The sequence below is a fragment of the Amphibacillus sediminis NBRC 103570 genome (assembly GCF_001552275.1).
Classification (GTDB): Bacteria; Bacillota; Bacilli; order Bacillales; family Amphibacillaceae; genus Amphibacillus_B; species Amphibacillus_B sediminis.
Map to the genome: position 1 here is coordinate 65,294 of NZ_BCQW01000011.1, position 16,241 is coordinate 81,534.

General features: G+C 39.9%; 16 protein-coding genes. All 16 read right to left on the reverse strand.

Translation table 11 applies throughout. From position 1 onward, the window contains the following. Positions 1–7 precede the first annotated feature (7 nt). Positions 8–637 (reverse strand): uracil phosphoribosyltransferase, encoded by a 630-nt coding sequence (gene upp / locus ASE01S_RS08680; RefSeq protein ID WP_067841086.1) that lies wholly within the window; start codon positions 635–637, stop codon positions 8–10. Positions 638–847: 210 nt separating this feature from the next. Further along, complete coding sequence (gene glyA, locus ASE01S_RS08685; RefSeq protein WP_067841088.1) at positions 848–2,080, reverse strand: serine hydroxymethyltransferase; 1,233 nt, start codon at positions 2,078–2,080, stop codon at positions 848–850. A gap of 305 nt (positions 2,081–2,385) precedes the next feature. Further along, the gene (locus tag ASE01S_RS08690; protein ID WP_245630347.1) at positions 2,386–2,925 is read right to left on the reverse strand and encodes a TIGR01440 family protein; all 540 of its coding nucleotides are present in this window, start codon (positions 2,923–2,925) and stop codon (positions 2,386–2,388) included. Between the two features lie 9 nt (positions 2,926–2,934). Next, positions 2,935–3,384: a ribose 5-phosphate isomerase B gene (gene rpiB / locus ASE01S_RS08695; RefSeq protein ID WP_067841093.1), complete on the reverse strand. Its 450-nt coding sequence runs from the start codon at positions 3,382–3,384 to the stop codon at positions 2,935–2,937. A gap of 109 nt (positions 3,385–3,493) precedes the next feature. Beyond that, a complete protein-coding gene (locus tag ASE01S_RS08700) occupies positions 3,494–4,102 on the reverse strand; it encodes a low molecular weight protein arginine phosphatase (RefSeq protein ID WP_245630348.1) in 609 nt (202 codons plus the stop codon). A gap of 119 nt (positions 4,103–4,221) precedes the next feature. After that, entirely contained in the window at positions 4,222–4,767 is a 546-nt protein-coding gene (locus ASE01S_RS08705) for a manganese efflux pump MntP (RefSeq protein WP_067841096.1), read from the reverse strand. A gap of 286 nt (positions 4,768–5,053) precedes the next feature. Then, a complete protein-coding gene (locus ASE01S_RS08710) occupies positions 5,054–6,094 on the reverse strand; it encodes an L-threonylcarbamoyladenylate synthase (protein WP_067841099.1) in 1,041 nt (346 codons plus the stop codon). Between the two features lie 207 nt (positions 6,095–6,301). Next, a complete protein-coding gene (locus tag ASE01S_RS08715; RefSeq protein ID WP_067841102.1) occupies positions 6,302–6,691 on the reverse strand; it encodes a hypothetical protein in 390 nt (129 codons plus the stop codon). A 66-nt stretch (positions 6,692–6,757) separates the two neighbouring features. Beyond that, positions 6,758–7,342 carry a stage II sporulation protein R gene (gene spoIIR, locus ASE01S_RS08720; protein WP_067841105.1) on the reverse strand — a complete coding sequence of 195 codons (585 nt, stop codon included), beginning with the start codon at positions 7,340–7,342 and terminating at the stop codon, positions 6,758–6,760. 64 nt (positions 7,343–7,406) lie between these two features. Further along, positions 7,407–8,258 carry a peptide chain release factor N(5)-glutamine methyltransferase gene (gene prmC, locus ASE01S_RS08725; protein ID WP_067841107.1) on the reverse strand — a complete coding sequence of 284 codons (852 nt, stop codon included), beginning with the start codon at positions 8,256–8,258 and terminating at the stop codon, positions 7,407–7,409. Between the two features lies 1 nt (position 8,259). Then, positions 8,260–9,330: a peptide chain release factor 1 gene (prfA, locus tag ASE01S_RS08730; protein WP_067841110.1), complete on the reverse strand. Its 1,071-nt coding sequence runs from the start codon at positions 9,328–9,330 to the stop codon at positions 8,260–8,262. Between the two features lie 90 nt (positions 9,331–9,420). Further along, positions 9,421–10,050, reverse strand: a complete 630-nt coding sequence (locus ASE01S_RS08735) for a thymidine kinase (RefSeq protein WP_067841112.1) — start codon at positions 10,048–10,050, stop codon at positions 9,421–9,423. A gap of 438 nt (positions 10,051–10,488) precedes the next feature. Then, positions 10,489–10,734, reverse strand: a complete 246-nt coding sequence (locus ASE01S_RS08740) for a type B 50S ribosomal protein L31 (protein ID WP_067841114.1) — start codon at positions 10,732–10,734, stop codon at positions 10,489–10,491. 366 nt (positions 10,735–11,100) lie between these two features. After that, positions 11,101–12,387: a transcription termination factor Rho gene (gene rho, locus ASE01S_RS08745; protein ID WP_083512070.1), complete on the reverse strand. Its 1,287-nt coding sequence runs from the start codon at positions 12,385–12,387 to the stop codon at positions 11,101–11,103. A 1,196-nt stretch (positions 12,388–13,583) separates the two neighbouring features. Beyond that, positions 13,584–14,867: a UDP-N-acetylglucosamine 1-carboxyvinyltransferase gene (gene murA, locus ASE01S_RS08750; RefSeq protein ID WP_067841117.1), complete on the reverse strand. Its 1,284-nt coding sequence runs from the start codon at positions 14,865–14,867 to the stop codon at positions 13,584–13,586. A gap of 444 nt (positions 14,868–15,311) precedes the next feature. Continuing rightward, a complete protein-coding gene (locus ASE01S_RS08755; protein ID WP_067841120.1) occupies positions 15,312–16,169 on the reverse strand; it encodes a class II fructose-bisphosphate aldolase in 858 nt (285 codons plus the stop codon). Positions 16,170–16,241 lie beyond the last annotated feature (72 nt).

Here is a 16,241-nt window from a genome sequence, read left to right on the forward strand (position 1 = left end):
TTGAAAATTACTTTGTTCCATATAAACGGTCGCCTGCATCACCAAGACCTGGTACGATATAGCCCTTTTCATTAAGCTTCTCATCGATTGCTGCTAGATAAATATCCACATCAGGATGGGCTTGCTTAATATGATCAACACCTTCTGGTGCAGCAATTAGGCACATTAATTTAATGTTTGTTGCGCCTCGTTTTTTTAAAGAATCTATCGCATCTTTAGCTGATCCTCCGGTAGCTAACATAGGATCAACAACAATTAGATCACGATCTTCAATATCGTTTGGCATTTTAAAATAATATTCTACTGGCATCAATGTTTCAGGGTCGCGATACAATCCGACATGGCCAACCTTAGCTGTTGGGATATGACGTAATACGCCTTCTACCATACCTAACCCTGCCCGAAGAATAGGGATTATTCCAATTTTTTTACCACTTAAAACCTTAGCTTTTGTTTTTGCTACCGGTGTATCGATCGTTGTTTCAGTTACTGGAAGATCACGTGTAATTTCATATGCCATCAAACCTGCAACTTCATCGACTAATTCGCGAAATTCCTTTGTTCCTGTTTCAGCTTTACGAATATGTGTCAGCTTATGTTGAATTAATGGATGATCTAAGACAAATACATTCCCCAAGATGATCACTCCTTACTAAAGATTATGTATCTCTAAAAGTGTACTGAAATTGTAACCGGGTTTCAAGTCCAGTTTTGTCAAAAAAGGATTTTTTTATTGTTTGTCTGTCGAATTTACAGGAACACTTGCTTTAGCTTTTTTCTAAGCCATGTTGTAGTATGTCTGCAAAAAAACCGGATACCACAACATTGTGGCTCCGGTTAGACATTATTAATATAAGGGGAAACGATTGGTTAAAGCCTTAACCCGTTCCTTAGCTTCTGCTAATTTTGTATGGTCTTGGTAATTTTTTAAAGTTGAGGCAATAATGCGTCCGACTTCCTCCATCTCTTCTTCTTTAAAGCCACGGGTCGTTACAGCAGCTGTTCCTACACGAATACCGCTTGTCACGAATGGACTTTCAGGATCAAAAGGAATCGTATTTTTATTTGTTGTAATTCCAATATCATCAAGTGCTTTTTCAGCATCTTTTCCGGTCAATCCTAAGCCACGTACATCAAGAAGCAGCAAGTGATTATCTGTTCCACCTGAAATCAAACGGATCCCTTCAGCTTCCAATACCTTGGCAAAGGCTTGGGCATTAGCGATAATCTGCTTGGCATAGTCGGTAAAGCTCGGGTCGAGTGCCTCTTTAAAGGCGGCGGCCTTGGCGGCGATTACGTGCATTAATGGACCACCCTGAATACCAGGGAACACAGCCTTATCAATTTGTTTCGCATAACTTTCTTTAGTTAGAATCATCCCACCACGTGGTCCTCTTAATGTTTTATGCGTGGTGGTTGTGACAAAGTCTGCATAAGGAATAGGATTAGGATGTAGACCTGTCGCAACTAAGCCTGCAATATGTGCCATATCAACCATTAAATATGCGCCAACTTGATCGGCTATCTCTCGAAACTTTGCAAAGTCAATCTGACGAGGATAAGCACTAGCACCTGCAACAATAAGCTTTGGTTTAACTTGCTTTGCTTTTGCCAAAATAGCACCATAATCTAAAGTTTCAGTGGTCTCATCTACACCATAGTCGACAAATTGATAAAGCTTACCACTGAAGTTAACCGGGCTACCGTGGGTTAAGTGTCCGCCATGGGATAGGTTCATTCCTAATACCGTATCTCCAGGCTCTAAAAAAGCAAAATAAACGGCCATATTAGCCTGCGCCCCTGAATGTGGCTGCACATTAACATGTTCAGCACCAAACAATTCTTTAGCACGATTGCGAGCAAGATTCTCGGCAATATCCACATATTCACAGCCGCCATAGTAACGCTTTTCTGGATAACCTTCAGCATATTTATTGGTTAAAACTGATCCCTGAGCTTCCATAACTGTCTCTGAAACAAAGTTCTCGGACGCAATTAACTCAATTTTGTCATGCTGACGGCTACGCTCTTTTTCTATTGCTTCGTATAACTCTAAATCGTTATCTTTGACATGTTTCATCAATTGTTCCCCCTTGATTGTTTCTCCTAAATCATATTTGAAAATTACTACTATATATACATTATTGAAAAGCGTATGAGCCCCTTTGCAACCTAACAATAAAGTGAAACTTCATTCAGTGAGGGAAATCGACCCATACGTTGCGAACTTAGAGCTTCCTCCCTTCCCACTGAACTTTAGTTGAACAAATCGGGCCGTTACTGGCTGTTGGATCTCCCACTTAGACATGACATCTTCCCTTATTTCTTGAAGGGGGAGTCTTACAAAATCCCTTCGATGGGGCGAGTAATCGCAGCCCCAGCCAGTTACACTGGATAAATTGCCCTTTCACCACCAATTAATTTGGGTCTTGAGAAAGCTGCATTAACACGAGCTTGTCCTAGAGTATTCTGTTTTAAACGTAGCGGAACAGCTACTGGCTTAAGATGCATCCCTATCATTGTATCGCCAATATCCATTCCTGCGTCTGCTTGAACATATTCCACTATTACAGGATGATTGAAGTTATGGTAGGCATATGAAGCCATCGCTCCACCTGCCTTTGGAGCAGGTACAACTGTGACGGGCTGATACCCCATCTTAATGGCTAGGTGCTCCTCCATAACAAGGGCACGGTTTAAGTGCTCACAGCATTGAAAAACAAGCTCTATTCCTGTTCTTTTTTGTAACTGAAGGCATGCTCGAAAGATTTGCTCAGCTACCGTTTCACTTCCCATTGTTCCTATTCTCTCACCGATAACCTCGCTCGTTGAACAGCCCACTACAAAAGACATTCCAGAACTCAACCGATTACTCGCACACCATTCATCAACAAGTGCTATTAATTGGTTTGATAATTCTATCATCATTGATCCTCATTTCGAGAGCTTTTCCTCATATTCAGCTACCTTTTCAATTCGACGAGCATGACGCCCACCTTCAAACTTTCCACCCATCCATGTCTTGACGATTTCTTTAGCCAAATCGACACCAATCACTCGGGCGCCCATGGCTAACATGTTTGAATTGTTGTGCTCTCGTGTCACTCTAGCTGTATACACATCGTGAACGAGAGCACAACGAATTCCCCTTACTTTATTTGCTGCAATTGACATTCCAACACCTGTTCCACAAATCACGATTCCGCGGTCATATTCACCTTGTGCTACCTTTTCAGCAGCGGGAATGCCATAGTCTGAGTAATCGACTGAATCTGCGCATTTACTGCCAATATGTTCAACATTAACACCAAGTTCGGTTAAGAACACTTCAATTTCATTGGCGAGTTGATAACCGCCATGATCTGATGCAATCACAACTTTCATCTCTATCACTCCTCCGATTTTATAGTCTTTTATCTATTGTACTCATTTTTCTCAAGAATGAACAGATACATTCTCATAATTAAGTTGAAAATGAACGATGTTATCAAATTTAAAGATCTGGTTGTTGATCTAGCTTTTTTATTAGGGCTGCAATCGCTTGATCAAGCTCAGCTAAGGTCTCAAGGTATGCTTGCTGATCCCTCCCAAAGGGGTCTAAGATATCGTAATCAACTAGCTTTTGTTCTAATCGTTCGATTTCTTCCTGTTCTTTCTTTAAGTCATCTTTCCACGCTTGATCACTTGCTTCAATACCGTGCTTATTAATAACTGTGAGTCGTTTCTCCTCTAATTTTATATAGGCTTTTTTAAGACTCAACCAAATATCCTCTTGCTCATCACTGACATATTCTTTTAAAGTATAGATTTTATCCAATGCTTTAGGATATTTAGTCACTAATCGTTGCTTATGCTGTATGGTCATGGTCAAAATTAAGTCTGACCACTCAACAAGATTCGCTGTTATAGGCTGGGTGCTACCTTTATAACTCATGCCTTTTGTAGCCAAAGCCTTTATTGCACCTTCACTTGTTGGGATACCCTTTATTGCTGAAAGGCCAGCGGATTTAACATGGTAGGTGGATTTTTCCTGGAGAAGAGCCTGTGCCATTGGGCTTCGGCAGGTATTACCTGTACAAACAAATAGGATATTCATGATCATCGCCTTTCCCCTGTATGATTTAGCTAAATCATACCATATTGAAAGACTCCGACCAAGCTATCAAATAATAACAGAGGCTAATGAATGACCTTTTTTGGGGAGTAACCGAAGCGGAATCGTTAAAAAATAACATAGAGACCAAGCAAGCACAAAATGAAGCCACCAAGCCATTCAAAGGACCGTCCATAGTTACTTTGAATTTTTTTCCCGATGATTAAACTTGTCCACACCATCACAGTCGTAACCATCCCAAATAAAAGTAAAGTTAACATTGTGGCGATTCCTGACATTCCTAAGCTAATTCCAACTGGAAAGCTGTCTAAGCTTACCGAGAAGGCTAACATAATTAAAGCTGTACCATCAACAATCAGCCTTCGTTGATGACCATAATCTTCGGCAAATGTATAAATAATCATATGGATACCCAGACCAAAGAGTAACAATCCACTGATTAATTCTGTAAAATTAGCCGCCCAGTCAACTAAGAATGCACCTACCCATAGGCCTAATAACGGCATAAATATATGAAAAGTTCCAATCCACAGACCGATAATAAAAATTTTCTTTAGACGTAATGGTTGCAAACCAATGCCTAAGCAAACAGAAAATGCGTCAAGCCCAAGGGCAACAGCAAGGAATAACTGGGCAGTAATTGAATCAAGCATGGAAATCCTCCTTAAATAAACTTACCCTGTAGTAAGTGCTCACTTAAAAAATCAATAGACAAGCTATTTCACTTTATGCAAACGAATTGTTATCTAGACCATAGATCTTTTAAAATGGAATTATTTAGGAATAGAGGATGAAGTAGAACGACTGAGAGTGAACTTCCTTATCTAAATTTCCCCAATAGTAAAAACAGACGTGCAGCTATGCCACACGTCTGTAGTCCGATGTTAATATGTTAAAAGGCTAATTTAATTTTTTGATCTAACAGTCAAGTGCTAATTCTCACAAGGGATTAGCTTGATCAGATTGAATTTCAATATAACTTGCTGCTTTTTTCAACCGATTCATAATCGCTTGGCCTACGCCCTCTTCAGGAAAAAACTCTGCAAGGATTAAATCAACTTCTGTAGCTTTAAAGGCTCTTAATGATTGATAAAGCTGAGCGGCTACTGTCGTTAAATCCTCTGTTGAACCACACATTTGAAGCTGATCTGTTCGAATCAAAGGGGCAAGCTCCTCACTAACAAGCGCACCGACCTTCTTGCCATCTTTTTGATACATATCAATTTGCTCCTGAAAAAAAGTTGGTTCCCCATCAACTAATATTAATGGAACGTCTGGCTCATAATGCTTGTACTTCATTCCTGGCGCTATTGGGGTCATGCTCGCACTTTCAGTGTAAGCATCTTCAATAGCTTGGCCTAGTACTGCTTCCATCTGTGCCCGGGTAACTCCACCTGGACGCAGGATACGCGGGATTGTGCTGGTACAATCAATTACGGTAGACTCAACCCCTACCCCTGTTTGGCCCCCATCTAAGATACCAGCTATTTTACCATTTAAGTCTTGAAAAACATGGATGGCACTAGTTGGGCTCGTCTTACCAGATAGGTTCGCACTTGGTGCAGCAATGGGTAAATCAGCCTCCGCAATTAAAGCACGTGCGGCCGGATGATCTGGAATGCGAATCCCTACTGTTCCTAACCCTGCTGTAACATTATCAGCAATCGTTCCATTACTGGGTAATATGATCGTAAGCGGCCCAGGCATGAAGGCAGCTATTAGTTGCTTAGCAGTCGAAGAAATAGTGGTAACGTAACGAGAGATCTGTTGCTCGTTAGCCACATGAACAATTAACGGATTATCGGACGGACGTCCTTTTGCTTCAAATATTTTCGCAACGGCTACAGGATTGGTAGCATCAGCGCCCAGTCCATAAACGGTCTCTGTTGGGAATGCGACAACCTCCCCTGCCTTAAGTAATTTAGCGGCATCGGTAATGGACTCATCATTCCAAATAAAAAAAGTTGTTTGGTCAGTCATAGGTTTGGTCACTCCCCTCATGATGAAAACTCTGTTAGCTAAATTGTAAACATGTTATAAACATGTTATCCACATTAGATTTACTTATTAGCCAGCTGTTTAAAACCTTATTCACAGTTGTCATGGACTTATTTTAAAACTATTCCGCTTCACAGACAAGTTTTTTTGAATATCCACAAGTAAAAAAACAAACTGTGGATATTCACATCACTTAGTATCGCTATTATCCACAAGATATCCCCAGCCATCTTCATGAGTGAGCGGCTTAAAGCCTATCCAACTTAGTAGATCAGTAAGGCTTTTCTGCTCAGTTGGAACCTTGATCATTTTTATCCCATGATTAGCGGCTACTTGTATCGCAAGATAAATTAACTCAATCAACTGTTCTGGATGATCAAGTTTAGCCGCCAGGCATTTACTTAATAAGGCTATATCTTCAGCCTCATGTTCGATTAAAAATAAACCAACGGTTGTCTCATTTTCGATAGCAAGATATCCCGATTGAATAAGATCAAAACTGGTAGACGATGCATTAAGTAATGGGGAAAAAAGCTCAGCCTGATCTTGATTTGCTGATGTAATTTTAACAGCATGCATAATGTTACCCCTTTCCATTACTAGATTTAATCTAATCTATGAAAAGAAGGTTAAGATTATGCTAGATTAACGAAACCATTTTAAGAAAAAGAAAGATACTTTAGTGGATTCTTGTTCACTCTCTTCTTCCGGCTCGTGTTGCTCGGCTTCATGATCACCGACTGTCGTCCCAGCCGAGAAGTCTAGGAAACATAGAGGCGGAAACAAGACACACCACCAGTTAGAGCCTTTCCCTTCTCCTAACGTAATCAGAATGGCTTCGTATTCCCCTGCCGGATATAAATAGGTATCATAAAGTTTGGTTGGAAATTGAACCGAGTGATCATAGGCAACTTGGAAATCTAGTAAAGGATCAAACTCGGCTAAGGTATCTTTTACCACATATTCAATTTCAGGTAATTTTTCTTGAATTAATGCCCGGGCTTCTTCAATATTGTCAATTGTGATAACCCATTCTGTGATCTGATCATTAACTGCATCGCGTACCGCACGTTTAACGATTTGGTCCTCTTCCGCATCACTTTCAGCAAGAATCCGTAAGCGAATCGCTTCATCTGGTATAACCTGATAATCTGCTAAACTAGCAGAAGTAGTTGTAAGATTTAATAAAGGCATAATTAACGCTAAGATCATATAGATACTTCTAATCATATAAATGACTCCCTCTTATTGAAGTGGTATAACTTCAGTCTCACCGAAGAAGTCATTTTTTAAACTAGCATTTTGCCAAAATAATACGGTCCTTGCCATTAATATCTTGAATAATACGAACATGACAGGCTGGAAAGGCCTGTTTAAGCAACTGCTTGACGCTCTGCCCCTGTTGATAACCTATTTCAAAGGCTAAATAACCTCCTGGGGCCAATACTTTCGTCGATTGTGCAATAATCTGTTGATAAGCTGCTAAACCAGCGTCATTTGCAAATAATGCGAGCTCTGGCTCAAAATCTCTAACCGTATCAGCCAATTGTTTTTTTTCAGTCCATGGAATATAAGGAGGATTTGAGACAATCCAGTCAACCTGCTCTCCCTGTTGAAGCCAATACTGTAAAAAATCACTTTGACAAAAGCTGACTTCTGCCCCTAATCGATCTGCATTTTCACGGGCAACAGCCAGCGCAGAAACAGAGATATCTCCAGCTTCAACGGTCAAACTTGGCTGCTCAAGCTTTAATGTAATCGCAATGGCACCACTGCCTGTCCCCACATCTAGCAACTTGAGTGGTCTTGACATATCTTTAGTCATTGCTAGCACATGCTGAACAAGCTCCTCTGTTTCTGGCCGAGGTATTAAGACATGTTCGTTTACCTTAAAAGTTCGATTGTAGAATTGTTCTAATCCTACCATATACTGAATAGGCTTGCCAGTCTGCACATGCACGACAAGGTCTTGCTCAAATTGATTAATGATATTAGCTGTCAAGTCAGTGCGCAAATTGAGCAGTAAATCTGTTTTTGTATATTGCAAATGATGACATAGTAAATATTCTGCAATTTTTGGCTCTCTATTATGCTGTTGCAAAAAAAGAGAAGCCCGACTAAGGACTTCTTGAATGGTCTCGCCCATTTTAATCACCAATCTGCTCTAATTTATGGGTCTGTTCTTCCATAATTAATGCATCAATAATTTCAGACAGTTTCCCTTCAAGAATTTGATCAAGTTTTTGTATGGTTAACCCAATACGGTGATCAGTTACTCTGTTTTGTGGGAAATTGTAAGTTCTAATTCGTTCCGAGCGGTCGCCTGTACCAACCGCCGACTTACGGTTTTGATCATACTCTGCTTGAGCTTCTTGTTGGTATTTATCATAAATACGTGCACGCAATATCTTCATCGCTTTCTCTTTATTCTTAATTTGGGACTTTTCATCCTGCATGGAAACGACAATCCCCGTCGGCTCATGCGTTAACCGGACAGCAGACATTGTTGTATTTACACTTTGCCCCCCTGGGCCACTTGAGGCGAATGTGTCGACACGTATGTCTTTCTCATTAATATCCACCTCAACCTCCTCTGCTTCAGGAAGCGCAACTACAGTTGCCGTTGAAGTATGGATACGTCCGCCTGACTCCGTTTCAGGTACGCGTTGAACACGATGTGCACCATTTTCAAATTTCAGCTTCGAATAAGCACCTTTTCCATTGATCATAAAAATAATCTCTTTATAGCCGCCCACTCCGGTTGAATTTGATTCCATCACGTCAATTTTCCATCCCTCTGTTTCAGCAAAGCGGTGATACATTCTAAATAAGTCACCTGCGAATAAAGCAGCCTCATCACCACCAGCTGCACCACGAATCTCCATAATAACGTTTTTGTCATCGTTAGGGTCTTTTGGTAACAGAAGAATTTTTAACTTTTCCTCTAAGTCGGGAAGTTGTGGTTGCAACTCCTCAATCTCAAGCTGAATCATTTCCTTCATATCTTGATCCGATTCCTCAGCAAGCATCTCTTTCGCACCGACAAGCTGCTCCGATATGTCTTTATATTGGCGATATACTTGAACAACATCAGTTAAATCTGCTTGTTCCTTTGAGTATTGTCTTAATTTTGTTGTATCACTAATGACTTCAGGATCACTCAATAATTCATTTAATTTCTCATAACGCGCTTCTAATGTTTGTAATTTATCAAGCACGGCTTCCACCTCATTTTATTCAGTCCTATTCTTCATTATATAATAGTGTATAAGGACGCGTCAAAACAGTTTCATTTTTAAAAAAACCTTTTACAATGAACGTTTATCCTGCTCAAGAGAGTTAACTTCCCAAGCGGGTTTTGGTTTATTTGGTATCTCATGACAGTGGCGACAGCGTGGCTCATAGGATTCTGAAGCACCTACAAGAATAACCGGATCATCATATGAGGCAGGCTCACCATCAATGAGGCGCTGTGTCCGAGAGGCTGGTGAACCACACTTTGGACAAATAGCGTTTAGCTTCGTAACCGATTCACTTAAAGCCATCAGTTCAGGCATAACACCGAAAGGCTCACCACGAAAATCAGTATCCAATCCAGCTACGATGACTCGATGACCTTGGTTAGCTAATTGATCAATGATCATAATGATCTCTTCATCGAAAAATTGGACTTCGTCTATTCCGATAACATCGATATCAGGGGTAATCTGTTCAATAATCTCAGTTGCACACGTAACTGGACGGGCAAAGATAGAATTGCCATTATGGGAGACAACGGATTCTTCGTGGTAACGATTATCTATTGCTGGCTTGAAAACTCTTACAGTTAAATGACCATATGTAGCACGTCTAACACGACGAATTAATTCTTCTGACTTACCCGAAAACATACTCCCACAAATTAATTCCACCCAGCCACTTTGTTTCATGACATACATTCCATCAACAGCCTCCTTAGTTCAACTACTTATTACAATCTACTATTTATCTTACAAGGATATCAAATGCGCCTTGGCATATTTGTGCCCAGATTTTATCGAGTAAGTTCGATAGATTTCCTCTAAAAAATCTGTGCATCCACCGAAGGCTTTTACTTTATTCAGCACCTTCTGAATCGAATACAAGTATGTATTCCTCTCACTACTCATAGAAGCGGGAGACCTAGCGACTTCTGCTGAATAAGTTAAAATATAAATGTAGCTCTATGTCAGTTATAAGAGCTTACAATTAGCACAGAAAAACTTATTCATTTTATTAAGCATGTAATACTAACTTAAAAACAAAAAACAGGCTAGGTTATCATACTTGCCTGTTTATCGATTAAGAAGCCATTCCAGAACTGGAATGGCTGTCTTATTTTAACTAATAGCCTAGGCTTAGTTAAGGTTATATTTTTTCTTAAAGCGATCTACACGGCCACCAGCTTTATCAGCTTTTTGTTTACCAGTATAGAATGGATGAGATTCTGAACTAATCTCTACACGGATTAACGGATAAGTGTTTCCATCTTCCCATTCAATGGTTTCGTCAGATGTTTTAGTTGATCCGCTTAGAAATTTGTAATCAGAGCTTGTATCTAGAAATACAACTTTACGGTATTCTGGATGAATGCCTTCTTTCATGTCTTTCCAACTCCTTCTGCCCTGAATCCCTTGGAAACAGAGTTAATTTGGCTAGCTTACAACAGATCAAATGCGCCTTGGCGTATTTGCACCCAGATTTTATCGAGCCTCGCTCGATCAATTTCCCGCTGAAAATCTGTGGCATCCGCCGGAGGCTTTAACTTTATTCAGCTCGGGTTTGAACCCCTATGAGTGGAATAGAAATATCCATTCATCTCACTGCTTATAGAAGTGGGAGACTTCTGCTGAATGAAGTTAAATAAACTGCTCCAAACTGCACTTTTACATACGTAAAGATTATAACAGTGTCAGTAGGACAATGCAATAGTTAGTCGTGAAAAGTTTTAGTCGATAGATAATAGACTGTTATGATTTACGCATTGTACCTTTACGCTTCATTTCATCTGCAAGCTGTTGATAAAATTCATCATTTGATTTTGTTGATCTAAGCTTACGTAAAAATCGCTCTAAAAAGTCTGGAGACTCTTGCATACCTTTACGAACAGACCAAATAATGTCAAGCTTATCTTGTTCCATCAATAGCTCTTCACGTCGTGTACTGGAGCGCAATAAATCAATAGCTGGGAATATACGGCGCTGTGCTAGTGATCGATCTAGATGAAGCTCCATATTTCCTGTTCCTTTAAATTCTTCATAGATGACATCATCCATACGAGAACCAGTCTCAACCAGTGCAGTAGCTAGAATCGTGAAGCTTCCGCCTTCTTCAATATTTCGAGCTGCCCCGAAAAAGCGCTTTGGTCTGTGAAAGGCTGCAGGATCAATACCACCCGATAGAGTACGACCACTCGGTGGAATAACCAAGTTATAGGCACGTGCAAGTCGCGTAATACTATCCATTAAAACAACAACATCTTTCTTATGCTCGACAAGACGCATCGCTCGTTCCAAAACAAGCTCGGAAACTTTAATATGGTTTTCTGGTACTTCATCAAAAGTTGAGCTAACGACATCCACATTTGGATGAACTGAACGCTCAATATCAGTCACTTCTTCTGGGCGCTCATCGACAAGTAAAATAATTAATTTAACATCAGGATGGTTCTCCGTAATGCTATTAGCTATCTCAGTAAGAAGCATCGTTTTACCCGCTTTTGGAGGGGCAACAATTAACCCACGCTGACCAAAGCCAACTGGCGTGATTAAATCCATAATTCGTGTTGAGATACGGTTTGGTTTTGTTTCTAACGACATCATTCGGTCAGGGTATAGCGGGGTCAGTGCAGGAAAATGGACACGTTCCTTTGCTAACTCAGGGTCTTCACTATTAACGGCATCAACGTGAAGTAGGCCATAGTAGCGTTCGTTTTCCTTTGGTGGACGAACCTTCCCTGATACTTTGTCTCCATTTCTTAAATCAAAACGTCTAATCTGTGAGGCAGATATATAAATATCCTCCGCACTTGGTGAATAGTTAATCGGACGTAAAAAACCAAAGCCTTCTGAAGGGATGATCTCCAAAATTCCGTCCATAAATAAATAACCACTTTTTTCAGCCTGTGCTTTTAAAATGGCAAAGATGAGTTCACGCTTTGTTAATTTTGCATAGTAAGATACTTTAAATTCTCTTGCTTGTGCATAAAGATCTTTTAAAGTCATTTCTTCCAATTGTGAAATTGTAACTTCAGACACGCAGTCATCACACCTATCCTAATATAATTAATATCTTTTCCAAAAATGGGAGTTTTTTTATTCAGAAGAGCAAATCATCATGTAGTTTTAACCAGAAGTACACTGTAGATAAGTCATCTTATAAGAAATGGCTTTCACATATTAATAGATAATCTCATCGTACTCCTTTTTAGCTAATTATTCAACCACTTTGTGAAAATTTAAACGGTAAGTTACCAGTTTTGTGGATTTTAAGAGGGATTGGATATAAGAGAGTTTGTGCAGCGAAAGCCGTGCTCACCCTATTAAGGCTAGCTGTTCAACTTTAGTCCAACTAGAGAAACTGCTTTAGGCAGCCAGCCCGTATAAGACTGCATGAGCGGGTATCTAATAATCAAACAATAAAGTATGAGCATTGTCAAAAAAAAATTTAACTTCATTCAGCAGTAGTCCCCCACTTCTAGAAGTGGGGAGATGAGTGCCTATTTGTATTCTCAAAACTGAATAAAGTGAAACTTCGTTCAGTGGGAATTTCGACACATAGGATGTGCTCGTGTAGACGTTGCGACACGACGTCGCAAACTTAGTCAGCTTCCTCTCTCCCCCACTAAACCTGAGTTGAACCAATCGACCGTTACTGGCTGTTGAACTCCCACTTAGACATGACGTGTTCCCTTATTTCTTGAAGTGGCAGGCTTACAAAAGCCCTTCGATGGGGCGAGTAATCCCAGCCCCAGACAGTTACACTACGATAAAGTTAAAGCCTCGCGCGATACCACAGAGCAGAAACTTATCGAGCGAAGCTCGATAAAATCAAGTACGCCAAGGCGCATTTAGATTAAGTTGTAAAAATAGACCGTCATCAGCGCTCTCTTTTGTAAAGCCTTAATCAAAAAAACTGATTAATGATGCGTCAAATCAATTTTAATTTAGTCGTGAGACATTATATCCCGATTAATGTTTATTTATGCAAAATTGGTCACCATTAAAATCAGATCTCTTACTGATTAGCTTTATCCTTTAGGAATACATCGACTACTTTTTTCACTTGTAAATAAAGATAGCTTTTTCTCATCTCCACTGTTAGATTATCTCGTTTACTCTAACAAAACCTCTTTTAAATAGCAGATTTACCAGAGGTATGATTTATAAATCTTAAGATAGAATTTTAGCTCAAGCGTATTACGAAGAAAACCTACAAGTGGTAACGGCTAGATTTAGCTTTGGAGTTGCTCAACCTCTTGGTCAGTCATTTCTTCTCGCCAAATCTTTGCTCCTAAGTTTGTTAATTTTTCCGTCAGCTGTTCATAACCTCGATCAACATGCTCTAATCCTGTTATCTCTGTAATTCCCTCTGCCATAAGTCCAGCAATAATTAAGGCTGCTCCAGCTCTTAGATCCGTTGCTCTGACTTTTGCACCTTGGAGTTGGACTGGCCCACTTACAATAGCGGAAGCCCCTTCAACCTTAACTTGTGCATTCATTCGACGGAGCTCATCAATATGTTTAAAGCGAGCGGTGTAAATAGTATCGGTCACAACTGCCGTTCCTTCCGCTTTTGTTAATAAGGATGTAAAGGGTTGCTGTAAGTCAGTTGGAAACCCTGGGTGTACAAGCGTTTTGATATCTACTGCGGTTAGTTTTTTAGCAGGACGAATTCTCAGTTGCTCCTCACCCTCTTCAATTTCAACTCCCATCTCACGAAGCTTGGCTAATAAAGGCTCCAAATGTTGCGGGATTACATTATCAATTAAAACATCCTCACCTTGTGCAGCCGCCATAATTGTATAAGTACCTGCCTCGATCCGATCAGGAATAATCGTGTGCATACAGCCGGTAAGCTCGTCAACTCCTTCAATCCGAATAACATCGGTTCCTGCCCCTTTAATCTTGGCTCCCATGCTTGTTAACAATGTTGCTACATCAATAATCTCAGGTTCACGGGCTGCATTTTCAATCACCGTCCGACCTTTTGCCTTGACAGCAGCAAGCATGATATTAATGGTTGCACCAACACTGACTACATCTAAATAGATCCGAGCCCCTGTTAGTTTTTCAGCTCTCAAGTAAATGGCACCTTGTTCATTTGTTACCTCTGCACCAAGTGCTTCAAAGCCTTTTATATGTTGATCGATCGGACGTGGTCCTAAGTGACAGCCTCCTGGAAGACCAATAACCGCACGCTTAAACCGACCAAGCATCGCTCCCATGAAATAATAAGATGCTCTTAATTTCTTTACTTTGCCATTGGGTAATGGCATAGCTGTCATTTGAGCTGGATCTATATGTACCGAATCATCACTTCGTTTAACCGTTCCTCCAATTTCCTCTAGTAACGCACTTAATGTTTCAACATCAGAGATATTAGGTAATCCTTCAATAACGACCTCTGAATTAGCTAATATTGTGGCAGGTAATAATGCTACAGCACTGTTCTTAGCTCCTCCGATTCGTACACGCCCTTTTAATCGCGTACCACCTTGTACAAATAGCTTTTGCATATTATATTTCCTCACTTTTATATAATAGTTACCTAACATAGTTATTATTAGTTTATACATCACGTTTTGATTAATGCGTGATTTAACATACCGAATACTATTATACAAACAATTTATAAATGTAGCTACTTTTAAATCATAATCTTGATATATTTTAATATAAATTACGATTTTATTAAATTTATATCACAAAATTCTTCAGGAGAATAGCCCCTTGTCACCCAGTTCCTATTAGCCCTTTTGTTCAACATCACGAAATTGCAGATCGCTTTTTGGCTATTATTCCACTATTCGCCTATTTTAATGGATATGGATAACCATCTATCGAGGAAAAGCTCTAATTTGTTAGCTTTTGAACGCCTGCTATTATACAGAAAAAATGTAAAAAACCACCCAAATCAGAGGAATCACACCTGAAATTTGAATGGCTTTTTTAGACAATGCTTAAGCTTTATTTGATGAACCAAATTCACGCATTTTACCGATTACGGTTTCTTTAATCGCATCACGAGATGGACCTAAGTATTTTCGCGGATCGATCATGTCTGGGTTAGCAGCTAATACTTCGCGAACCACCTTCGTTTGTTGAATTTGGTTTTCAGTATTTACGTTAATTTTTGAAGTACCTAAAGAAATCGCTTTTTGAATATCTTTAGTCGGAATTCCCGTACCACCATGAAGCACAAGTGGCAAACCAGTTTCAGCACCAATTTGTTCCATTTCTTTAAAACCTAGGTTTGGTTCACCTTTATAAGGTCCATGAACAGAACCTAATGCTGGAGCTAATGTATCAATACCTGTACGTTCTACAAGCTCTTTACATTCTTTAGGATCAGCATAGATAACACCTTCAGCAACCACATCATCCTCTTGACCACCCACAGTTCCAAGTTCTGCTTCTACTGATACACCGTGGAAGTGCGCAAGCTCAACTACTTTAGATGTCACTGCTATATTTTCTTCAAATGGATCATGAGAAGCGTCAATCATCACTGAGGTAAATCCAGCATGGATAGCTTTAGCACATTGTTCAAAGCTAGAGCCATGATCTAAATGAATCGCAACTGGAACAGTTGTCCCTTGTGCTTCCATTACTGCCTTAACCATAGCTACGACTACACCATAACCTCCCATGTAACGTCCTGCACCTTCAGATACACCTAAAATTACTGGCGATTTTTCCTCTTCAGCAGCTTGTAAAATGGCTTGAACATATTCAAGGTTATTAATATTGAATTGTCCAACAGCATAGCTGCCTGCCTTTGCGTCTTGTAACATTTTTGTCATTGATACTAATGGCATGAATTTTTTCCTCCTAATTTATTATGAATGGATTGCAAGTTAAGGTCGTTCAAAAATGAACATGCCTACATA